Origin of the sequence: Rhodopirellula bahusiensis (assembly GCF_002727185.1) — a bacterium.
Lineage (GTDB): Bacteria > Planctomycetota > Planctomycetia > Pirellulales > Pirellulaceae > Rhodopirellula > Rhodopirellula bahusiensis.
The window spans coordinates 79,480-101,449 of the sequence record NZ_NIZW01000016.1 but is presented as its reverse complement, the minus strand read 5'-3'; the positions used below and the strand labels follow the sequence as shown (position 1 = coordinate 101,449).

The window sequence follows — 21,970 nt, the reverse complement described above, 5'->3', positions numbered from 1 at the left end:
CATCGGCCATTCGCCCGCGATGCGTGAAGTCGATCGCGTGACGCGAAAGGTCGCGGTGAGCAATGCGTCGGTGCTGATTCTCGGAGAGACCGGAACGGGCAAAGAACTGATCGCATCGGCGGTGCACCGGTTGAGTCACCGCAGTGGCGGGCCGTTCGTCAAAGTCAACTGCGGCGCGCTGAGTGAAAGTTTGCTGGAAAGCGAGTTGTTCGGGCACGTTCGTGGAGCCTTCACCGGCGCCGTTGCCAACCGTGCCGGCCGCTTCGAAGCAGCCGACGGGGGCAGCATTTTTCTCGATGAGATCAACTCCACGACGTTGACGTTGCAAGTCAAGCTTTTGCGTGTTTTGCAGGAGAAAGAATTTGAGCGAGTCGGTGACACATCAAGCCATCGCACCGACGCGAGAATCATCGCCGCCAGCAACCGCGATCTCATGCGTCAGGTGCAGTTGGAGGAGTTTCGGGAAGACCTTTATTGGCGTTTGAATGTGGTGCCGATCGATTTGCCGGCACTGCGTCACCGTCGCGAAGACATTCCGGCGCTCGTCGCGTTCTTTCTGGATCACTACAACGAAGTCAATGACCGCTATGTGTCGCACCTCGGCAGCGGTGTGATGCGGGCATTGCAGGATTATCACTGGCCCGGAAACGTTCGCGAACTTCAAAACTATGTTGAGCGTGCGGTCGTGATGAGCGACACCGATGAGTTGGTGCTCGATGCTCTGCCGCTCTGTGTTCGCGACCCTCACCACAGCGCACCGGTTCGTGAAATGGCTGGTCCAGCGGGTGGATTGAAATCGGTGCCGGCGGGCAACGGTTTTGTTGAACCGCATCAAAGCGAAGCCGCCCCGGGTGCTCCCGTGGGTTCGGCGGCGCTCGATATCAATCGCATGGATCTGAAGACGCTCGCACGGATCGTTGTTCAGCGTGGATTGGACGAAGCCGACGACGCCGAAGATTTGCATTCGGTCGTCGTCGATCAAGTCGAACGAGAGTTGATCTCGCAATTACTGTTGCGATGCGGCGGCGTCCAAACCAAGACCGCTTCGCGTTTGGGGATGAATCGAAACACGTTGTCCAAGAAGATGAAGGACTACGGTCTGAACCTGGACGACTGATTTTAAGTCCGCTGGACTGGTGCATCCGGCCGACGTAGGCCAGGTTTCAACCTGGCACCCAAGCCAATGCTTTGGAACAAATCGAGGCGTCTCCCGCTTCCAACCAACTACGCGGAGATCACTCAGCCTCGAGCGGCAACCAATTGACCAAGTCGATCACGACATAGCCGTTGGCGTCCTCGTTCGAAATCACAACTTTCGCGGGTTGTGACTTGTCGAAAGCGAACCTGCCAAGGGCCAGCAGTTTGTCCGCCTTGGACTCAGATTTGATTTGTGTTTGATCGATTCGGTGAGTCGTCACGCCCGCACTGTGATGAATGTCGACGCGAGTTCGCTTGGATCGATTGGCGTTGGTTGGGTAACTTAATCGCACCTCGTACAAGCCTGTTTGGGGCAGGTCCGTTTGGTAGATCGCCTTTTTGGCACGGTCAGCATCCTTGCCGTCGTGGTGATAGCCCGAGCCGTAGAAGTCGCCCGACGCATGGCTTTGGATCCAGCCTCCGATGCGATCGGCTTGCGTGTCATCGACACTGACGCCTTCGACTGATTTCAGGTCCAGTGATTCCGGGTGGCTGGATTTAGCGACACCCGCCGGTGTTTCCAGGATTTGTTGGTCGTCGAGCAGGCGTTTGCGGAGGTCGGCGTAGGGAACCTCTTGAACGGCTCGTTCCGTTTGGTTGGCGAGCGCGGCAATGGTCGCTGCGGATTGACCAAGAATCATAAACACTGGTTCCATGCGAATCGAACCAAACGCAACGTGCGTGGCTGATACACAAACCGGCGAGAGAAGGTTTTCGCACTCGTCGCGTTTGGGCAGCAACGCGCCCATCGCGATTTTGTAGGGACCGCGAGTTGAAACGCCGAGGTCACCCTCGTTTTGCACGTAGCCTTCGGGTGTGATGTATCGCTGAGTGTTGTGCGAATCAATTCCATAGGAACCCATGCCGACGGAATCGGGCGTGGGCAAATCCTTGCGAAGGTGATTCTCGGTCATCACGAATTGACCCACCATCCGTCGAGCTTCGCGAACGTAGATTTGGTGCGGCCAGTGGTCGTTGTCGGTGAACTCATCCGCCGACAAACCCCACTCGTTGATCTTGTCTTGGACTTCCTTCGGCACCCGAGGATCGGTGGCAATGAAGTACAGCAACCCGCGTTGGTAGCGTTCGTGCTGTTTGATGATTTCTTGGCGACGCTCGTAGGTGGCTTCGGGGTAATCGTAGTTGGCACCAATGTTGTCGAAGCTGACTGGTCCATGGTTGTTCGTGTCCGTTTTGTAATTCGGCAACGGATCAAACTTGTTGAACACATTTCGCCAACCCGCTTCGAAGGTTCGAGCCATCAGTTCGTACGTTGACGGGTCGTAGCCTTCAGGACGCTTCCACACGACGCGGTTTTCCGGATGGTTGGTCATGCAGGTTCGGAAGCAATAGGCTTGGACACGATCATCTGCGGATCCAAATTCGCCGGGTGGATCGGGGCTGACCAGCGGGATCACGCCACTGCTTGGATCGCCCGGCACAACGTACGGATCGACTCGCTTGGGCAGCACATCAAAATGGTGCGAGTGATGAAGGACGCCGGTTTGAACGCCTGCGTGGGGTTCGTTGTAGTCGTCGATTCCTTCGCGACCGTGAGCCGTCGCGACACCTGCCGCGGCGATCAAGTCACCTTCGTAAGTGGCGTCGATGAACATCTTGCCCGGGTATGTTTTGCCATCCAGGGTTTGAATCGATTTGATGCGGCCCTGTGTCTTTGTCACACCCTTTTCGCGATCCAGCCATGCGTCGCGAATGACTGTGATGTCGTGTTCGGCCAGCATCTCATCGAGGATGTCTTCGGCGACATGCGGTTCGAAGACCCACATCGTCGCTTGGTCATCGTCGCTGGCTCGGTGCCCTTGTGCGCGGTTGCCATATTTTTCGCGAGTTTGAAACTTCCAGGATGCGTCGTTTTGGTAGTGCTTGTAGACGCGGTGGTAGAAGTCCTTCGCGAGGCCACCGATCACGCCTTTGTTGCCAGTGTCGGTCCATCCGAGTCCGCCGCTGGTCAGGCCGCCCAAATGCACATCGGGCGAGACCATGATGACCGATTGGCCCATGCGAGCGGATTGGATCGCCGCGGTGACGGCTGCCGCGGTCCCGCCATAGACGACGACGTCATGGGAGGTTTCGGCGCTGGATTGCGACGTTGGAAAGAACAGCAACGCGGTGAGAATCATCGAGCACATCGGCAGGCGATGGCGCGACCAAGGGGCGGGACGCATGGTGTGGGGATCCGGGTGGGAAGAATGGTGGGGCATCTCATAAAAAAAGCCCGATGAGTGAGACACTCATCGGGCTTCGTAGTTTAGTCGAATTCAGGACCCGTCATGAGTTCCGTTGGAACGTCACTCAGTGGTCGAAGCGATCAAAGACCAGCGTCGGTCGCTGGCAATTCGTTGTTCTTGATCTTTTCGCCGAAGGCATTGCCGTCTTTGCTTTTCACTTCAGCAACCTTTTTGAAGGCAGCCGAGATTTTCGCGGCGGCTTCTTCTGGGTTCTCTTTGAAGTATTCCTTGGGGAAGTCCTTCTTATCGAGATGTTTGCTCAATGCACGTCCGTACTCGTTGCGAGCTTCTTTCTTCTCTGGTGCGCCTTTGACGTGGCAGAGGTTGCAACCGGCTTTGCGAGATGCTTTCACGAAATCAGCGTCGGTGTCTTCAGTGATGTAGTCAGCTTTCCACTGTTTGCCGAATTCGCTGATCGCGAACGATGGGGTGGAAAAGCAGGCAGCGATGCCCAGAACAAGAGCCAAGCGTTTCATCAAGCAGGTTCCTCAAGTAAAGATCAGGTAGGTTTTCAGGCGGGAGTCGACGAGACCGCCGACGCACCATTAAAGTCACGGTGTGGGGGGAAAGTCAAATGTACGTTCCATCGGCATTCTAGGCAGGGACCTTTCTTGGAATCCACCCACAACCGATCCATCTTGCCTAAAGTCACGTGGAGACCACCGGCTGGAGGGGGTCGATTCGGGCAATTGTTCGGTCCAGCGGACTGTCCAGCGAGGCGGGCGTTCATTCATCCAAGGCGGCGGATCTTCCAGGATATCGCTCATCGTCGTGAGTCGCGTTTGGCCCAATTCATCGCGAATCAGCAACATCGGGTCGTCCAGGGTGGTGTCGGTGTCGTAGGCGTTTCCGGATCCACGAAGTCGCACCCAAATCTCATCCCGGTCGACACGTGGGATTCCCGTTAATTCGATGTGAGGAATTCCTGCGTCAACGACGAACACGCATTCCTCGGCTCGACGCTCAATTTCCACCGGATAGCGAGCACTGACGCCCATCCGCATCTGCAGCAAACCTTTCGGAGTGATCGCGGTCAGTTGCTCCAGCGACAATCGAACGGACCCAGACGACGGGTGAGGCGGTTGAAGTGCACCTCCCATTTCGATCATTCGACGAGAAACCGCCAGCAACCCGTTTTCCCAGAGCAGTTGCAGTTCGGCGGCCACATCCAATCGGACCATCGTGATTTGGCCGCGAACAATCACGTTGGACAGTTCAATGGAAACCAACGGCAATGCACCGCTGGTATCCGACACGCCGCCGTTGTCGACTCGGTCGTAAGGCAATCGTTCTGGATCGGTGACAATGCTGAAGGCTTGCACGTCGTCACGCCGCGATGCGTTGTCGATCGTCACCGTGCAGTCACGAAGTCGAACACGACGGTTGTCGTTGATTGCAAACAGAGCGCCGCCGTCCGTTTCGGTCGCCGGAACAGTCCAGAAGAAATGCAGTCCCGACATTTCGATGCGATGCGAGCCAATGGTCATCATCTCGCTGCGTTGCATGTCCACATTCTCAGTCGACCGGAATGTGATCTCGGTTCCGCCCGGCAGGCTCGATGAAAGGATCAAATCGCTGCGAGGGATGGTGACCGGTGCAGAGACCAATTGCGGCGTCGCGATGTCGATGCGATCGATTTCCAGTTCATCAGCCAGTTCCAACGCATCGGCCAATGTCGTGGCCAGTTGCACGCCAGCCCGCGCGGCTTCTTCGCGAAGCTGTGGGACTCGCAGTGCTTCCGTCGAAACGATTTGCACTCGAACGGGTTCCGGCGGTGTCGTGGCGACCGGGCGACTGGTTTCTTGCTCCATCGCGGTGACGGAATCACCCGTCGCGTCGCCGGTTGAACGAGGTCTTGTAGTGCCGGTCGCATTCGGGCTCAGCATGCTCCCGGCGATCGAGTCTGGAGCGATTGGCGAGCCAGCGAGATCGCCAGTCAGCGGGCGGGCGTTGACGGGGCCGATCATTGGACCACCGGTCATGGGAGTGGCCGTGTAGATCGGGTTCGTACCTCTTTCGCCATCGCGATTGACAACGCTGGGAACGGTCGGCGCCAAAGGCAACGTTTGGTAGTTCTCGTTCGCCATCCCTGGCGGCAAAGGCAATCCGCTGATGCGCGGCGGATCAGGAGCGAGCGAAGGAAACGCGCCGTCGGGTCCGGTGATGCCAACACCAACGGCCGAAGTCGCTGAATCGTTGACCGTCATTCCACCGGCGAGTGGCGTCGTGCCTGAGACGACGGAATCGGGATCGATCGAGGGCGGCATCGATGGGTCTCGCGGAGTCGTGCTGAGTCCCGTCGCCGAGTCTTCACCGATTTGCTCGATCGCCGTCATGGATTCGGCGCCGGTGGAACTCGCTTGGTCGGCAGCCGTGCCCATCGAGGCCAGGGAAGCTCCGCTGGGCAAACGATCCCCGACCGATGTTTCGGGAAGTTGTCCCGGCGGCAACAACGCACCCTGCCCCGCCCCAAGCACGCTTCGCGAATCTGGTGTTTCGTCGGCACCGGTCGCGGGTGAATTGATCGAAGACCTGTTCGCGGGACCTTGCGCAAATGGCTGCGGCGAGTCTGTTTCGGCCGCGCCGATGGCGTCTTCGATGTTTGCACTCGATCGCGGCGCAATAGACTCAGTGGCCTCCGGTGAGACCGAATTGTCGATCGCGAGACTGATGTCCCTGCGCGATGGGAGCGATAGCAACTCCACGGCGAGCGCACTGAAGAGCAAGATGCCGGCGGCGATCATCCAGGGCAAATGGCGACGCAATCGCCGCATGGATTCGCGGTGATCATCGTCTTCCACGGTCGGAACGGTGACGCCACGACTGCGTGGCAAGTTCTCTCGCGTTGCAAGTTCTCGCAGGTCGGCGATCAGCGTTTCGCTGCGTTGATAGCGTTCCTCCGGAAGCTTCGCGAGCATCTTGTTCAGAATCGCCGTCATCTCCGGCGGAACGTCTTCGCGGTGTTCGCGGATGTCCGGGATCGCTGCGTTGCCGTGGCTGAGCAGTTTCTGCAGCATCGTCCCACCGGGGAACGGTGGCGAACCGGTCAGCATGTAAAACAGCGTGCAACCGAGCGAGTACAAGTCGCTTCGTATATCAGCGAGTCGTGGGTCGCGAGCTTGTTCAGGTGAGATGTAATCAAACGTTCCCAGCGTGACGCCGCTGGCCGTCATGTCTTCGCTGGTGTCGAAGTTATCCGACCGAGCCAACCCCATGTCGACGAGTTTGACCTCGCCTTCGGTCGTCACGATCACGTTGGACGGTTTGATGTCTCGGTGAACGATGCCACGACGCGAAGCGTGGCCGATTGCTTCGGCGACTTGCGTGGTGAAGAACAACGCATCGTCCAGCGACAATGGACCGTCGTTGGCAACCATGTCGCGAACGTTGGCACCGTCGATGTATTCAAAGACGATGTAGTGCCACGGGCCGTCGTTGCCAACATCGAACACGCGAGCGATCAGTGGATGATCCAGCTTCGCTGCACTTTGGGCTTCGTTGCGGAACCGTCGTTGCAAGTCGGGGTCGTCGGCCGCGAACGGAATGACCTTCACCGCCACCGTTCGACCAAGTTGTTCGTCGCGAGCACGGAAGACGGCGCCCATTCCGCCGCCACCGATTTGATCGAGCAGCAAGAAGTGATTGAGCCGCTGACCGCCCAGGTCTCGCGTGATGGACGCTGGCGTGTTGTGTCGGTGCGATGCGTGGGACGAGTCTCGAAGGCGGAACGAGTCGCCGGCCATTCGATGGGATCGTGTGGCGGAAATATGCGAGCGGCTCGAACCGGCCCGGATCACAGTCTCGGCACCCTCGATCACATCGTCCGGGGGACGAGGCGGCTGGGAATCAGATCTTCGTGACCCGCCGGAGCTTCTTTGGTCGTCGTCGGATGATTCATCCGATGGCTCAACAATCGGTTCCACCAACGACGGGTCCGATGAATCTTGCGGCGAGTCGCCCTTCTCTGCTGAGCCCGGTGCTGGTTTTGAGCCCGGTGCTGGTTTTGAGCCCGGTGCTGGTTTTGAGCCCGGTGCTGGTTTCGGTCGGTGCACCGTCGATCCCTCCGGCAAAACCGCTGAACGGTCCGGATACGAGGAATCGGAAGATGAGAGCGACCGGGAATCCATGCGACGCAGCGGCGGAAAAGACAAGAGAAAAGAGGCAATCCGTTCCCTTTCAGGATAGTTCTTTCCCCCGGTTCGGGCAAACAATCTCGGCGCTCAGATACCGGTTTCACCGCAGAAAAAACGTAGCTTCGCCGCTCCGAGGCCGACTTGCTGGGCCATTTCCGAGAGTGTCGTCAACGCGTCTTGCCCGACCGATCCGAGGTCCTCGGTCCAGTCGTTGACGTACAGCTCGACGTGCTGCATCAGCACCGAATCGTCCATTTCTTGAGCGTATCGACGCATCGCGGGCAGGGCCGAGTTGGGCGTTTGGCGAGCTGATTTCAGCGATCTGCCAATCACATCACAAGCCGCTGCCATGGTGGCGGGAGCGTGCCGATCACGCATCACCAACCCGCCCAAGGGCAAAGGCCGTTTCGTCGCGTTTTCCCACAAATTTCCAAGATCCGCGGCCAAATGGAGGTCCGATTCGGCGTAGGTGAACCGCCCTTCGTGAATGCAAACGCCAAAATCGGCTTCACCCCGCTGCAGCGCCGGCATGATCTCCGAAAACACAACCTGACGCACCGAAGTCGAGTCTGGGTAAAACAGTCGAAACAGCAAGTGAGCGGTCGTGTGCTCGCCCGGGCAGAGCGTGATTTGGTCGGGATTCTGTGGTTTTTCGCCTTCTCGAGCCGCCAAAAGCAACGGGCCAACGCCGAACCCAAGCGCCGACCCAACGGGCAGCACCCGCGTCTGATCGGCCATCAACAGCGCCGCGTGGAAGCTCGTCTTCGCCAGGTCAAATTCGCCAGCCAGCAGCCGTTGATTCAGCTCGTCGATGTCCAGCAACTCGATCCGCCATGTGAATCCGCCGGTATCCAGCGTCGATTCGCCGGGCTGCATCGCCGCGTCCAGCAACCGCGAAAATGCGAAGGTGTCATTGGGGCACGTGGAGATTCCCAGATGCAGTTCGGGACCTTCGCCGATCCGAAGTTCGTGGGGGACAGACTCGATTGGATTCACAGACTTATTGGATTCGCTGATTGGAATTCACCGGTTCGACACTGACTCGGAACTGGGCTGGCTCAGCCCTGCGACATGCCCAGTACATCGAACATGCTGTACAGGCCGGGACCCTTGTCTTGTTGGATCAACCACTTGGCTGCTGCCAGGGCACCGGACGCGTAGCAGTCGCGGTTACTGGCGGCGACGTTGAGTTCGATTTTCTCGCCCAACATGCCAAACACGATCGTGTGCTCACCCGGATTGTCGCCCACGCGAATCGCGTGGTAGCCAATTTCTTCGCGAGTTCGAGCGCCCGTGTGTCCTTCTCGACCGTGAACATGCGAGGTGGATTCACCCAACTGTCCAGCAATCAGTTCACCAAACTTCAACGCGGTGCCGCTGGGAGCGTCTGCCTTGAACCGGTGATGTCGTTCCAAAATCTCAACGTCCAAACCGCCGGATACGTCTTTGAGTGCCGCGGTGATCTGCTCCGCGATTTTCATCGACAAGTTGACCGCCAACGACATGCTCGGAGCCCAAACAACTGGGATCGACTTCGCAGCTTCGGACAAACCTTGCTTCTGTTCTTCCGTCAAACCAGTTGTCGCAACGACCAGTGGCGAGCCGGCTTCGACGCAGTGTTGCACGCATCCGTCGATGGCTTCGGGAAGCGAGAAATCAATGACGGCTCGCTTGATGGATTTTTCGTCCAGTGCTGGCCAATGCGAAGAAATTTCAACGCCAGAGGGGGCTTCACCGGCCACGGCACCCGAGTCTTTTCCGAGTTCGGGGGACTCGGCGTGATCGATGGCACCGACCAATTGGAAGCTGGGATCCGCCAAACCGAGAGCCACGACGCGGCGTCCCATGCGACCGGCTGCACCATGAACTGTGAGGGAAATCGGGCCTGTTGAATCTGCCACCGAATTGAACCGTCTGCGAGAGGAAATGAACTGCGATCACGCCGCCAATGCCTCAATCTAACGCTCGCACAAACGAACCAACAGGTCGGACGATCGCACGCCAGCGACCTCGCTTTTCGTGGCGACATTCATCTTTGAATGGAGCCTTGCGACTCTTGCACATTGCCACGCCCTGCCCCGGACCCAACATGAGTTATCCGGATAGGAAGCTCGATTGGGAATGTTGATGTCCGCCACCGAAGGCCAAGCCGAGACCGCTGCAGGAGGCCACTCCGCCAATCGGACAACGTGCGTTCTAACTCACTCCGGGTTGCAGCTGGCAGTGAGCCTGTTGGTTCTGCTGGCGGCGGTCTCATGGATGCAAACGACATCAACGCGATCCCAGTCTGAAGCGAGTGGGCGATCGCCGGATGCTTTTCCGCAATTGAGCATCGCGTTGAACTCGTCCGACGCTCGTGAATTGTCATTGTTGCCTGGAATCGGTCCCAAACTGGCCGATCGGGTTGTCCGGCACCGCGATTCTCACGGTCCGTTTGGATCCGTCGAGGATTTGTTGGCGGTTCACGGCGTCGGCCCGAAACTATTGCAGTCCCTGCGGCCTTGGGTGCACGTCAACCGGCGGCGGGTAACGGATCGGTTTGACGATTTCGGGGGCGGTGGCCATGATGAACGTCTCGCGAGAGTCGTCTCCGGCCGACTTTCTGACTGACCGCGTCCGTACGTCGACGTCGGCAAACGATTTCCAACCACGAGATTCAACGAGCATTCCAATGGCTCTGGCTGAAGACAAAGTCCGCGAAGCCCTCAAAGAGGTCATCGATCCCGAGTTGTACGTCAATATCGTCGACCTGGGATTGGTGTACGTCGTTCAAGTCGGCGAGGAAAAAGAAGACGGCCGCTACGACGTCAACGTCGAAATGACGATGACCAGCCCCATGTGCCCAGCCGGTCCACAGCTGGTCGCTGGAACCAAAAACGCTGCGGAATCGCTCGAAGAAGTTGACACTTGCGACGTGAAGGTCGTCATGGAACCGGCTTGGACTCCGGATTGTATGACCGACGAAGCTCGCGATCACCTCGGCATCTTTTAGTCGCGGTGACGGATTCGAAGACATCGCATAAGTATGGATTCCGCGTGGCCTACCAGGAAACTGACGGCCAGCGTCGAGTCCATCATGCCAACTACCTGAACTACTTCGAGCGTGGTCGGGTCGAGATGCTGCGCGATCTCGGTTTCAACTACAAAACAATCGAAGACGAAGGGCGGATGCTGGTCGTCGCCGAGATGAACGTGAAGTATTTCGCTCCTGCCGAATTCGATGACTGGCTGGAGCTGACGACCACGGTCGTGGAAATACGCAAGGTTCGAATGCGACACCTCTATCAAATTCACCGCGACGATCAATTGATCGTCGAAGCGGACTCGGTGATCGCCTGTGTCGATCGAACTGGCAAATTGGCTCGGTTGCCAAACCTGGAAGCTCGCTGACGGAGGTTTCCGTATGCGAGTCTTTGTTGGCGAATTTCTGTGTGGCGGCGGCATGCTGTCCACACCCCAAAACCAGATCCCGTCTTCGCTTTTGAGTGAAGGCCGAGCGATGTGGCAAGCCTTGGTCACCGATTTCGCGGACTGGGCGGAGGTGGTCACGCCGATCGATCCTCGGTTCGGTTTGCCAGGCATCGATTTGGTGGCCGACGTGCCGGATGCCGTTCGATGCGTCGCTCTCGAACTAGCGGAAACCGTTTGTGAACAATGGTTGAGGCTCGCAAAAAAATGCGACGTCGCAATTCTGGTTGCACCCGAAACGGATGGTGAACTTGCGAGACTCGTTGCCGCCTTCCGCGACGCAGATATCGATGTGTTGGCGGTTGATGAGCCGACGATGCAGATGGCCAGCGACAAATGGTTGACTGCGAAATGGTTGACGGAACACGCCATCCCCACACCGCTGACTTGGTCAAACAAGGATTCAAGCACGGACGAGCTCAAGCGTCAGTCGAGCAGGCTCGGTTCCGTTGGATTGACGGCGAATCGTTGGGTTCGAAAGCCGAGAGACGGATGTGGTTCCGAAGCCATTCGTGTTTTTGATGATTGGGAGCTTGCATGTTCCGCACTCCAAGACAACGAAGTTGCGCAAGCATGGATCGAAGGCCGGCCCGCATCAATCTTGGTTGTCGGCGAAGCGAAGAACGCGATCGCGGAACCAGTCATCTGTCCGGCGGTGTGGCAGCATTGTCAGCGGCGCAACGACGACACGGCGGCTGATAATCAATCCGCTGGTCGGTCGACTCACTACACTGGCGGTAGCGGACCGATCGATATCGAATTGCAATCGCGAGGATTCAAGCTCGCCAAGCAAGTCTTGCAAGCTTTGCCCGCGTCACCACGTGGGTTCTTGGGGATCGACTTCGTCTTAGGTGATCGTCCGGAGGATGACTGCGTGATCGAGATCAATCCGCGGCTGACCACGTCGTACATCGGTGTTCGACATCTGACAGATCAGAACCTGACCTCCATCTGGAACCCGTCGCTGATCACCGAACAGCCGGAAGCCAGCTTTTCGTTTCGAACTGGTTCGAATCAAGTTCGCTGGGCCACGAGTGGGGAAGTCCAAACGGACCGGAAGTCAAGCAGCGATTGCTGATGGATCACATGCGAGAGGCGGCGGCAAAGAAACCGCCGGCGCAACCGCCGCAGATGATGGCGGTCATCGCCGCTTTCCAGTTGTCTCGGAAGTGTCGGATGACAAAGATCGGAACGTACAGAATTGTCAGCGACAGCAACCCTTCGTTGCGGCTGACTTTGAAAGCACGAGCGATCAGGGTCAGCACCGATCCGATGGCGACCATCGCAAACGCGGCGCCACCGAGGTTGCAGAACATTTGCAGCGGTTTGAACTGCAATTGTTCGACTCGGCGGGAAGCGTTCACTGCCAAAACCGCGATCGTGACGGCGCTGCCGAGGATGAAGAGGATCAACGCCAGCATCCACGGCGGCATGCCGGCGCCTTTTTGCATTTTTTCTTGCAACGCCACATCGCGAACCATGTCTTGTTCGGCCTTCATCAGGGCCAGTGTGCCCATGTCGATGTCGACGCCGGCAACTTTGTGGCTTTCGACGCTGGTGCCGGTCTCTTTGTTGTAGCCGCATTTGGTGCAAAGCACCGCGCCGGCTGCCATCTCGGATTTGCAGGCCGGGCAGACCGCGAAAACCTGGCGATCGAAGCCTTCTTCCGCGAATAAATCGTCCAGAGAGTCCGATTGAGACGCCGCGGGTGCGGGGCGAGCTGCGGCCGGACGAGCGGCTGCTGCTTTTGGCTTGGCGGCTCGTGCCGCAGCCGGCTTACCCCCCCCTCCTGCTGCCGGCACGCGAATTGCCTTGCTGCAGCTGGGGCATTTCACCGCTTTTCCGGCAAATTCGTCGCGGACGCTGAGTTGTTTGCCACAGGAGCATTGCAAGCGAATCGGCATCAAGAAATCGTTGGCAAAAGGGAAGGAAGACGTCTGGCGAAACTTGGCGGACCGCTCCGACGGGACGCGGGCCGATTGGTCAGGCGGTTTGGGCGTTAGTATAGATGCAAATGATCCAAACGACGACTCACAATCAAGGCTTTGAGAAGTCGCCTCCGTGCTGGTAATTCTTCGTCGCTTAAGCAAACTTGTGAAGTAATCTTGGCTTCGCGAATTCGTTCGCCTTCCGCCTGAACATCTAACCTGAACACTGCATCGTGAATTCACCCGAACGTGACCTTTCCGAACGTCTCGCGAAGCTCTCTCCAGACCAGAGAGCAGCACTGCGAAAACGCTTGGCCCGTTCGTCGTCGTCGACGCCCTCTCCCGCCGTCAAACCCGCTGTTTCCGGCCAATTGAAATCGTCCGCCGAGGCGATTGCGATCGTGGGAGTGTCGTGTCGGTTTCCGGGGGCGCCGGATTTGGATGCGTATTGGAAGGTGATTTCGGAAGGGATCGATGCAACCGCCGAGATCCCGCCAGAACGCTGGGACGTGGATGAACTCTACGATCCAACCGGTCAAAAAGCCGGACGCATGTCGGTCCGTCGAGCGGGGATGGTCGACAACATCGATCAGTTCGACCCCAAGTTCTTTGGGATCTCGCCTCGCGAAGCGGCGCGGATGGATCCCCAGCAACGATTGCTGTTGGAAGTCAGCTGGGAAGCGTTTGAGGTCGCCGGCATCCCGGTGTCCAGTTTGGCGGGCACTCCCGTTGGTGCTTATGTCGGAATTGGTGGCACCGACTATTCCAAAGTCCCGTCGACCTACGACGGCTACTACCAGTACATCGATGCGCACGTCGGGACAGGCAACGCGCTGTCGATCGCGGCCAATCGGCTGTCCTACATCATGGACCTTCGCGGTCCCAGCATGGCAATCGACACTGCGTGTTCATCATCGACGATGGCCATTCATCTGGCCGTGCAAAGTTTGCGTGCGGGTGAGTGCGATGCGGCGCTCGCCGGTGGCGTGAACGCGATCTTGACCCCTGAAACAACGATCGCGTTTTCCAAAGCACGAATGTTGTCACCGGATGGTCAATGCCGTCCTTTCGATGCTGATGCCAACGGCTACGTTCGCGGCGAAGGCTGCGGCATGCTGTTGTTGAAGCGATTGAGTGATGCGGAACGCGATGGCGATCACATTTGGGGAACCATCCTGGCTAGCGCGACCAACCAAGACGGTCGAACAAGCGGCATCACCGCTCCCAATGGTGTGTCGCAACAAGCCGTCATTCGCACCGCCCTTCGCGAAGCGGGCTTGCCTGCGTCTCGAGTCAACTACATCGAAGCGCATGGAACCGGAACGCCGTTGGGCGACCCGATCGAAGTCGACGCACTGACGCAAGTCTTCTCCGGAAAACCTGGCGTCGACCCGCCGTGCTATGTGACCAGTGTCAAAGCCAACGTGGGCCACATGGAAACGGTCTCGGGCGTGGCTGGCATCATCAAACTGTTGCTGATGATGCGTCACCAAACCATTCCCGGCCAGCTTCATTTGAAAAAGCTCAACCCGCGAATGTCGTTGAAGCGTTCGCGCATCGTGATCCCTGCTCAGTCACCACCTTGGCCGGTCGATGATGAACCGCTTGTTGCCGGAGTCAGTTCGTTCGGGTTCGGTGGTGCGAACACGCACTTGGTGATGCAGCAGTATGTGGCGACGGATACGGTTGAGCCCGCCGGTTCAGCTGATTCAAAATTAAAGGATCGCACCCGGCATGTGTTGAACCTGAGTGGCAAAAGCGAAGCCGCCATCGCCGACGTTGCATCGCGTTTGAAACAGCATCTCGACCGCACGGATGACAACGTCGTGGATGTCGCCCACACGATGAACGTCGGACGTGTTCATCACACCCATCGAACTGCCGTTGTATTCGAGGACGCGGCTCAACTCGGTGAGCAGTTGACTCAGTTGAGCAAAGGCAAGAAAGGTCCCGGCATCCGCAACGGGCAAACCGTGACGAGCCGAGCGACTCGCACCGCGTTTTTGTTCACCGGCCAAGGTGCGCAATCGCCGGGCATGGGAAAAGGTTTGTTCGAAACTCAGCCCGTTTTTCGCGAGGCGATGACGCGGTGCGACGAACTCCTTTCGAAGGTCCTGCCCAAACGCTTGCTAGATGTGCTGTACGGTGACGGACCCGATTCGGAACTGGTCCATCAAACCCGATACACCCAACCCGCACTGTTCGCGATTGAGTATTCACTTGCTCAGCTTTGGTTGTCGTGGGGCTTGAAACCAAACGTTGTTTTGGGACACAGCGTCGGAGAATTTGCCGCGGCTTGCATTGCCGGGGTCGTTTCGTTGGAAGATGCGTTGAACTTGATCGCTCATCGCGGTCGTTTGATGGGCGAGTTGCCCGCCGGCGGTGGCATGACAGCCATGTTTGAATCGACGGATGTCATCGCGAAGCATCTTCGAGAATTTGAAACATCAGGTGGTGGGTCGCTTTCGATCGCCGCGGAGAATGGGCCGCAGAACACCGTCGTTTCCGGCCCGCAATCGGAACTCGATGCTTTCGCAAAGCACTGCGAGGAAGCCGGTGTCGCTTCGAAAGCGTTGCAAGTATCGCACGCGTTTCATTCGCAATTGATGGAGCCGATGCTGGATGAATTCCGTGAGCTTGCAGAGCAATGCGAATTCAAATCACCTCGCATTCCATTGATCAGCAATTTGACTGGTGAGCAGTGGAACAAGGCGTGGGACGCGAATTATTTGTGCGATCACATTCGCAACGCGGTCCGTTTTGAACCCAGCATGCGAACGCTGGCGGAGATGGACATCGATGTCATGTTGGAAGTTGGGCCGTCGCCCATTTTGACTGGCATGGGGAAGCGTTGTTTGCCGGATTCTTCTGCAACCTGGACGACGTCGCTACGGTCGGGCAAGGATGACGAATCAATTTTGTACGAAGCGGTGGGCGACGTTCACGCTCGCGGCGGCAAGATTGATTGGAGGGCGTTTGATCGACCTTGGAAACGACAGCGATTGGTTTTGCCGACCTACCCATTTGATCGCCAACGTTACTGGTTGGATCCAACGGATGAAATCGTCGAGGATCCATCTCGGCGTCGTTCCGGATCCGGCGAATTGTTGCATCCAATGCTGGGGAGGTTGCTGCCCTCGGCACTGCAGAGCCGTTTGTATGAAAACGCGTTGTCGGCCCGTTCGCCAGAGTTCTTGGCCGATCACGCGGTGCAAGGATCGGTCAACTTGCCCGGTGCTGCGTTCATGGAGGTCGCTTTTGCCGCTGCCCGAGATCGCTTCGGTGCTGGCTCGCATGCGGTCACGGATGCGAATATCGAACAGGCTATGTTTGTCAGCGAAGACCGTTGGAAAACTTTCCAGACCATCGTTGATGAGAGCTTGTCTCTCGAAGTGTTCTCGCGTGATCGTTCCGATACAACGGAACCATGGCAGCGGCACATGTCCGCATCGCTGGTGCCCGCGGAACAAGCTGATGAAACATCGAAGGTGGATGCTGTCGGTTCACCAACAAGCATGGCAACGGTTGCTGACCGATTTGTTGGTGGCAAGGATCACGATGAGTTCTATGACTTGATGTCGCATCGGCGACTGGAGTACGGACCGCGATTCCGAATGTTGCACCGCGTCGACTACTCGATTGACGAGGCGTTGGGGCAAGTCCAATGTGACGAAGCCACGCGAGCTGAGTTTGGTGATTACATTTTGCATCCCGTTCTTGGCGATGCGCTGATGCAAACATTCTCGGCTTTGGTTCCGCGACCTGATCACGACACGTTCAGCGAAGCAACCTACATGCCCACGAAAGTTTCGCGAGCAGTGGTGCATCAACAACCCAGCGGAACACTTCGCACCTACGGCAAAAGAACTTCTCCGGGAGATGTCCTCGACCCCGAGTTTGTTGAAGGCGACGTTTGGCTGGTCAATGAACAGAACGAGGTCGTCGCCGAGTGGACTGGCGTTCGCGTGACTCGTGTCGGACGCGTCGGTGGTGCAGCGGAGTCGCTGGATGATTCGCTCTACCAGATTGAATGGCAGGCCACTGAATCGCTCGACGGTGAAGGTGACTTGAGCGGGCAGCAAGTTTGGTTGTTGGGCGAAGGTGGGTCGCTGCAAGAGTCCCTTTCCAAGCAGTTGGCTGGTCTCGGGGCCGAGGTTGTCACCGGCGATCTGACGGGAGACTTCAAGTCGCTCGCCGAACGATCGGAATCGACGTCCGCACTCGCCGCGATCATCACACTCTGGGATTCCATCGGCGATCCAAGTGACCCGGCGGGCGACGCGGAAGTCGCTTGCCAGTCGGCGCTGAAGCAAATTCGATCCGCCATTCAGCACGTCACGGTCGGGAAGCATTTTCGCGGTTGGTGGCATTGCACGAAGGCAGCCCAAACGGTTTCCGAATCGGAGACGAAGATCGATTTGGCTCATGCTCCATTGTGGGGAATGATTCGTGTCGCGATGATGGAGCTCGCGGATCTGAAACCATCGTTGTTGGATTTGGATCCGTCCGCTTCGGAAGAGGGCAATGCGTCGGCGACCATCGCTGAAATTGTCGCGGCCGATGAAGAAGATCACATCGCCTACCGGAACGACACGCGTCACGTGGGACGATTGGTGAAGCGAAACGCTCCCGCGAATTCGGACGGCGAGACGTCGGTTGCGATTCCATCGCAGCCTCACCGTTTGCGATTCCGCCAAACCGGTAGTTTCGATTCGTTGTACTTCGAGCCAATGGAACTTGATGCTCCTCAAGGAAGCGAAGTTCAACTGCGGGTGAATGCGGCGGGTTTGAACTTCAGCGATGTGCTGAAAGTGATGGGGTTGTACCCCGGGATCACCGACAAGGTCGTGCCATTGGGCATCGAGTGCTCGGGCGTCGTCACCGCGATCGGCAAGGACGCAAAGCACTTCCAAGTTGGCGACCACGTGATGGGAGTCGCTCCGTTCAGCTTTGGATCACATGCCAAAACGCCGGAGTACACGCTGATCAAACGCCCGGCCAATATTGACGACGTTGAGGCCGCAACAATCCCGATCGCGTTTCTAACCGCGTGGTATGGGCTTGTGCATTTGGCCGATGTTCAACCCGGCGAACGCGTGTTGATTCACGCCGGGGCCGGTGGAGTTGGTTTGGCCGCCACGCAGATCGCGAAGTATTTGGGTGCCGAAATCATCGCGACGGCGGGCAGCGACGAGAAACGCGAATTTCTGCGCAACAGTGGCGTGAAGCATGTCTTCAACTCTCGGACCACCGAATTCGCGGACGATATCCGACGCGTTTTTGCTGGCGACGGAGTGGACGTGGTGTTGAATTCCTTGCCGGGCGAAGCGATACCGAAAAGCCTGAGTGTGCTCAATGCCTACGGTCGCTTCCTGGAGATCGGCAAGACCGACATTTACCAAGATCGCAAAGTGGGGTTGTTGCCGTTCCAGGACAATCTGTCCTACCACGCGATCGATTTGGATCGCGTGTTGAGACAACGTCCCGCGAAGATCGAAAAATTGTGGGCCGAGTTAGCTGAACGATTCGAAGCGGGCGACCTGCAACCGATCGCTTGCACCGAGTTTGATCAAACCGAAATGGTCGAGACGTTCCGCTACATGGCACAGCGAAAGAACATCGGCAAAGTCATCACGCGAATGTCGACGCAGGTGGATCTTGATTCTGCTGATGCGGACGGGGCGAAAGAAGAACCGGTTGATTCGACTGTCTTGATCACTGGCGGTACCGGTGCGATTGGGTTGAAGCTAGCCAAACAATTGATCGACGACGGCGCGACCAGCATCGCATTGCTTTCTCGTCGTCAGCCGGTCGGAGAAATCGCCGCAAAGATCGAAGCTCTGACAAAGGATTCTGATTCCGCGAAAGTGACCGTGCTGCAAGGTGACGTGGGTGACCTCGACTCGCTGCGATCGGCGCTTGAGCAATTGCCCAGAGGTCTGCCTCCGATTGGTCACGTTTATCACGCCGCCGGTGTTTTGCAGGATGGGTTGTTGATGGACATGACATCGGATCAGTTGCTCGTTCCGATGAGTCCCAAGGTCCGAGGCGGCTGGAACTTGCACGTCGCAACGAAAGACTTGCCGATCGAATCGTTCGTGTTGTTCTCGTCCATCGCCGCTTGCCTGGGGTCGCCTGGCCAAGCCAACTATGCCGCGGCCAATAGCTTTTTGGATTCTTTGGCCGAGTACCGTCGTGGTCAAGGTTTGCCAGCGACCAGCATCGCCTGGGGCCCGTGGGCCGAGTCTGGTATGGCCGCCACGGAAGACCGATCGTCGCAGTTGGAATCTCGCGGAATGAGACTGCTTCCCGCCGATGCGTGTCTGCAAACCATGCAGCAACTCATTGAAGCTGGGGATCGATACGTTGCCGTGATGGATGTGGATTGGCCGGCGATGACAAAAAGTATGCGTCGCAGCCGACCTTTCTTCGCCGAGTTTGCGGATCACTCGCAAGGTGATTCCAAAACGAAGGCGGATCAGGTTGACCACGAGTTCCGATCGCAATTGTCGGGGATTCCTGAAGCCGAACGAACGGAACGGTTGCGTCAGTACTTCGCTTCCGAGCTCGCCCGATTGATGGGGTGGGAGGCGGAGCAAATTGACGTCAAGCAGAAACTCAGCGAATTGGGCATGGATTCCTTGATCGCTATGGAATTGAAGAACAATCTCGAGCAACGCTTGGCGATCACGATTCCGATGTCAGCACTCGTCGAGTCGCCATCCATCAACAGCTTGGTTGGACATGTCGTGTCGCAGTTTGCCGACGAAGACGGCGAGATGAAAAAGGCACCGGAGAAGTCGGCGCAATCCGGAAGCGACAAGACCGCGTTGATCGTGCCGCTGAAAGCCGAGGGCAGTCGATCGCCGTGGCTATGCATACACCCACTTGGCGGATCAACAGCATGCTACACGGAGTTTTCGAAGCAAGTGGACGAAGACCAACCGGTGCATGCTCTGGTCGGCGGTGGATCGGACGGAGTCAGCGAGCCACCGGCGTCGATGGACGCCATGATGGAAGAGTATGTTGCTCTCGTGCAAGAACGATTCGCGGATGACGAACTTCGATTGATTGGATGGTCTGCCGGCGGAATCTTTGCATTGGAGCTTGCCCATCGCTTGGAGAAGGAAGGTCGCGAAGACGTGTCGGTGACCTTGTTGGACACACCACTTCCATCGATTTATCGCAATGTTGATCCAAACGATGATGTCCAGTTCGTCGCCGATCTGATTCAGTTCTCCAACGCGTTCTCGGGGACTGACATGCATCTGCCTGCGGAAGAATTGGAAGAAGCCCGTGGTACCGACCGAATTTGGCAGCGTGTGTTGGAAGAGGCTCAACGTGCGGGCGTGCTCAGTCAATCGGCGTCACCCGAGATGGTTCGCAAGTTGATTGACACCAGTCGGCAACACGTCCAGTTCATCAAGTCGTATGAGATTGACCCGTCCGGCCCGAGTGTGCAATTGATCCTGCCGGTGAAGACGACGGCGTTGGAGGGTTCGTCGGGAGAACGCTGGACCGATCACTTGGATTGGGCGTCTCAGCTCGATAAAGAAGTCATCGTGGAACAGGCCGATGGCGATCACTTCACGATGCTGATGGGCGAGCAAGCTCGCGAATTATCAAAGCGAATGGAACAGCACGCCACGGCGAAGTGAAGAAGTCGCCAGTGATTTGATTGGCGTCGTTCACTTTGCCATCAGGTATCCAACCCCGCGAACCGATTTGATTCGCGTGGGGTGGTTTGGGTCGTCGCCGAGTTTGCGTCGGACCCGTGAGACTCTCAAGTCGATTGAACGGTCAAGGCCATCGTAGGGCAGGCCCAGCAGATCGACATAGATGTCTTTGCGAGCGACAACCGAACCAGCACGCGATGCAAGGTATTCGATCAAGTCGAATTCGGCAGTGGTCATATCGACCTGGTCGCCCGCGATCGTTACCTGACGTTTCGCGGGTGTGACGATCATATCGCCAACGACGATTCGGTCTTCTTCGGTGAGCTGTGAGTCCGACTTTCTCAAATGATTTTTCAACCGAGCGAGCAGCGCACGCGGGCGGACCGGTTTGCTCATGAAATCATCCGCGCCGACTTCCAACGCGACGACTTCGTCAATTTCTTCCCCGCGAGCGGTCAGAACGATGATCGGTCCAGAGAAGTGATTTCGGACGGCCCGGCAGACATCGATCCCGTTCATGCTAGGTAAACCGATGTCCAACACAATCGCGTCAAATCGACTGTGGACAATTCGTTTGGCGGCGAGTTCGCCATCGTTTTCGATCTCCACCGAGAAACCGTTTTCTTGGAGGAAGTCACTGACCATCGCTGCCAAATGGGTGTCATCTTCGACCAATAGCAGTCGATCTTGCATTGCATCTTTTCCTTCTCGGGCATGAACGTTCAGCGATTGGAACCCCAGTCCTGCCAAAAGGTTTCGGCACAATAGGAGCTCATCGGAGAAACCGATGTCGTACCAATTTTCGATTGGTTTGGCGGAACCTTGCACCGGTATCGGCATTGAAGCATTGCCGTGAGCGGAGACTCACAGGGTTCACCAACGGGAGAGAAAAATGGATCGAAAATCAATCACCTGCAGCAATGGGCACCATCTACGAGCCGCGGGGGCGCTGGCCGGTAAAACCCTTCCTTGCCCTCGATGTGGTGTCGCGGTCACCATTCCGTGGGAAGAAGCATTGACTGTCGCTGCCGAACCCCCTGCCCGCGATACGCTGTCGGACACGGGCGTGATGCGAATTCTGGGTGACGCAACCGTGGCCCCCGTTCAGCAACCGGAAACTGAATCCAGCGAGGCGAATTCGGATTCACACCGACCGTGCCCGCGGTGTGAGTACTTGGTGAGCGATCAGTCCACGGTGTGCCCAAAGTGTGCTTGCTACATGGGCATGATGCCTCAGTTCCTGCGAGCACTGTTGCCCAAGAATATGTCCGCCTGAACAAGCGGTGAGCCGCACCCGAATAGCCCTCAAGGAACCCAAC

At 57.4% G+C, this 21,970-nt stretch carries 15 protein-coding genes; 8 read left to right on the top strand and 7 right to left on the bottom strand.

Annotated elements, in window-relative coordinates:
* The first annotated feature begins 19 nt into the window (after nt 1–19).
* Complete coding sequence (locus CEE69_RS20030; RefSeq protein WP_233215464.1) at nt 20–1,117, top strand: sigma-54 interaction domain-containing protein; 1,098 nt, start codon at nt 20–22, stop codon at nt 1,115–1,117.
* A 118-nt stretch (nt 1,118–1,235) separates the two neighbouring features.
* Here CEE69_RS20030 and CEE69_RS20025 read toward each other — a convergent pair whose 3' ends face one another.
* The 3 genes from CEE69_RS20025 to CEE69_RS20015 all read right to left on the bottom strand — a co-directional run bounded on the left by CEE69_RS20025 (nt 1,236) and on the right by CEE69_RS20015 (nt 7,189).
* Nucleotides 1,236–3,383 (bottom strand): FAD-dependent oxidoreductase, encoded by a 2,148-nt coding sequence (locus CEE69_RS20025; RefSeq protein ID WP_099262390.1) that lies wholly within the window; start codon nt 3,381–3,383, stop codon nt 1,236–1,238.
* Nucleotides 3,384–3,526: 143 nt separating this feature from the next.
* Nucleotides 3,527–3,922: a hypothetical protein gene (locus tag CEE69_RS20020; protein ID WP_099262389.1), complete on the bottom strand. Its 396-nt coding sequence runs from the start codon at nt 3,920–3,922 to the stop codon at nt 3,527–3,529.
* A gap of 75 nt (nt 3,923–3,997) precedes the next feature.
* Nucleotides 3,998–7,189: a serine/threonine-protein kinase gene (locus tag CEE69_RS20015; protein WP_233215442.1), complete on the bottom strand. Its 3,192-nt coding sequence runs from the start codon at nt 7,187–7,189 to the stop codon at nt 3,998–4,000.
* A 13-nt stretch (nt 7,190–7,202) separates the two neighbouring features.
* Here CEE69_RS20015 and CEE69_RS33270 point away from each other — a divergent pair, with 13 nt between their 5' ends.
* Nucleotides 7,203–7,631 carry a hypothetical protein gene (locus CEE69_RS33270; protein ID WP_233215441.1) on the top strand — a complete coding sequence of 143 codons (429 nt, stop codon included), beginning with the start codon at nt 7,203–7,205 and terminating at the stop codon, nt 7,629–7,631.
* Between the two features lie 35 nt (nt 7,632–7,666).
* Here the strand turns inward: CEE69_RS33270 and CEE69_RS20010 are convergent, their stop codons facing one another.
* Together CEE69_RS20010 and dapB are read right to left on the bottom strand one after the other, a co-directional pair.
* The gene (locus CEE69_RS20010) at nt 7,667–8,575 is read right to left on the bottom strand and encodes a 1,4-dihydroxy-6-naphthoate synthase (protein ID WP_099262388.1); all 909 of its coding nucleotides are present in this window, start codon (nt 8,573–8,575) and stop codon (nt 7,667–7,669) included.
* A gap of 62 nt (nt 8,576–8,637) precedes the next feature.
* On the bottom strand, nt 8,638–9,480 hold the full coding sequence (gene dapB / locus CEE69_RS20005) for a 4-hydroxy-tetrahydrodipicolinate reductase (protein WP_099262387.1): 843 nt from the start codon (nt 9,478–9,480) through the stop codon (nt 8,638–8,640).
* 226 nt (nt 9,481–9,706) lie between these two features.
* Between dapB and CEE69_RS20000 the strand changes: the two genes are divergently transcribed.
* The 4 genes from CEE69_RS20000 (at nt 9,707) to CEE69_RS19985 (ending at nt 12,125) form a co-directional block, all read left to right on the top strand.
* The gene (locus CEE69_RS20000; RefSeq protein WP_233215439.1) at nt 9,707–10,189 is read left to right on the top strand and encodes a ComEA family DNA-binding protein; all 483 of its coding nucleotides are present in this window, start codon (nt 9,707–9,709) and stop codon (nt 10,187–10,189) included.
* A 61-nt stretch (nt 10,190–10,250) separates the two neighbouring features.
* Nucleotides 10,251–10,571, top strand: coding sequence for a metal-sulfur cluster assembly factor (locus CEE69_RS19995; protein WP_099262454.1), 321 nt, complete (start codon nt 10,251–10,253; stop codon nt 10,569–10,571).
* A gap of 5 nt (nt 10,572–10,576) precedes the next feature.
* A complete protein-coding gene (locus CEE69_RS19990) occupies nt 10,577–10,969 on the top strand; it encodes an acyl-CoA thioesterase (protein WP_099262385.1) in 393 nt (130 codons plus the stop codon).
* Nucleotides 10,970–10,982: 13 nt separating this feature from the next.
* Nucleotides 10,983–12,125, top strand: coding sequence for an ATP-grasp domain-containing protein (locus CEE69_RS19985; protein ID WP_099262384.1), 1,143 nt, complete (start codon nt 10,983–10,985; stop codon nt 12,123–12,125).
* A 4-nt stretch (nt 12,126–12,129) separates the two neighbouring features.
* Here CEE69_RS19985 and CEE69_RS19980 read toward each other — a convergent pair whose 3' ends face one another.
* The gene (locus CEE69_RS19980; RefSeq protein ID WP_099262383.1) at nt 12,130–12,951 is read right to left on the bottom strand and encodes a hypothetical protein; all 822 of its coding nucleotides are present in this window, start codon (nt 12,949–12,951) and stop codon (nt 12,130–12,132) included.
* A gap of 257 nt (nt 12,952–13,208) precedes the next feature.
* On the opposite strand from CEE69_RS19980, the gene CEE69_RS19975 reads away from it, so the two are divergent.
* Complete coding sequence (locus CEE69_RS19975; RefSeq protein ID WP_099262382.1) at nt 13,209–20,633, top strand: type I polyketide synthase; 7,425 nt, start codon at nt 13,209–13,211, stop codon at nt 20,631–20,633.
* A gap of 30 nt (nt 20,634–20,663) precedes the next feature.
* Here CEE69_RS19975 and CEE69_RS19970 read toward each other — a convergent pair whose 3' ends face one another.
* Complete coding sequence (locus tag CEE69_RS19970; RefSeq protein ID WP_233215438.1) at nt 20,664–21,344, bottom strand: response regulator transcription factor; 681 nt, start codon at nt 21,342–21,344, stop codon at nt 20,664–20,666.
* 199 nt (nt 21,345–21,543) lie between these two features.
* Here CEE69_RS19970 and CEE69_RS19965 point away from each other — a divergent pair, with 199 nt between their 5' ends.
* Complete coding sequence (locus CEE69_RS19965; RefSeq protein WP_099262381.1) at nt 21,544–21,927, top strand: ATP-binding protein; 384 nt, start codon at nt 21,544–21,546, stop codon at nt 21,925–21,927.
* Nucleotides 21,928–21,970 lie beyond the last annotated feature (43 nt).

Excerpts from the sequence above, each read along its gene's own strand:
- CEE69_RS20025 (WP_099262390.1), bottom strand. The coding sequence starts at position 3,383 with ATGCGTCCCGCCCCTTGGTCGCGCCATCGCCTGCCGATGTGCTCGATG.
- CEE69_RS19980 (WP_099262383.1), bottom strand. The coding sequence starts at position 12,951 with ATGCCGATTCGCTTGCAATGCTCCTGTGGCAAACAACTCAGCGTCCGC.
- CEE69_RS20000 (WP_233215439.1), top strand. The coding sequence starts at position 9,707 with ATGTCCGCCACCGAAGGCCAAGCCGAGACCGCTGCAGGAGGCCACTCC.
- CEE69_RS19970 (WP_233215438.1), bottom strand. The coding sequence starts at position 21,344 with ATGCAAGATCGACTGCTATTGGTCGAAGATGACACCCATTTGGCAGCG.
- CEE69_RS20020 (WP_099262389.1), bottom strand. The coding sequence starts at position 3,922 with ATGAAACGCTTGGCTCTTGTTCTGGGCATCGCTGCCTGCTTTTCCACC.
- CEE69_RS20015 (WP_233215442.1), bottom strand. The coding sequence starts at position 7,189 with ATGGCCGGCGACTCGTTCCGCCTTCGAGACTCGTCCCACGCATCGCAC.
- CEE69_RS19985 (WP_099262384.1), top strand. The coding sequence starts at position 10,983 with ATGCGAGTCTTTGTTGGCGAATTTCTGTGTGGCGGCGGCATGCTGTCC.
- CEE69_RS19965 (WP_099262381.1), top strand. The coding sequence starts at position 21,544 with ATGGATCGAAAATCAATCACCTGCAGCAATGGGCACCATCTACGAGCC.
- CEE69_RS20030 (WP_233215464.1), top strand. The coding sequence starts at position 20 with ATGCGTGAAGTCGATCGCGTGACGCGAAAGGTCGCGGTGAGCAATGCG.
- CEE69_RS19995 (WP_099262454.1), top strand. The coding sequence starts at position 10,251 with ATGGCTCTGGCTGAAGACAAAGTCCGCGAAGCCCTCAAAGAGGTCATC.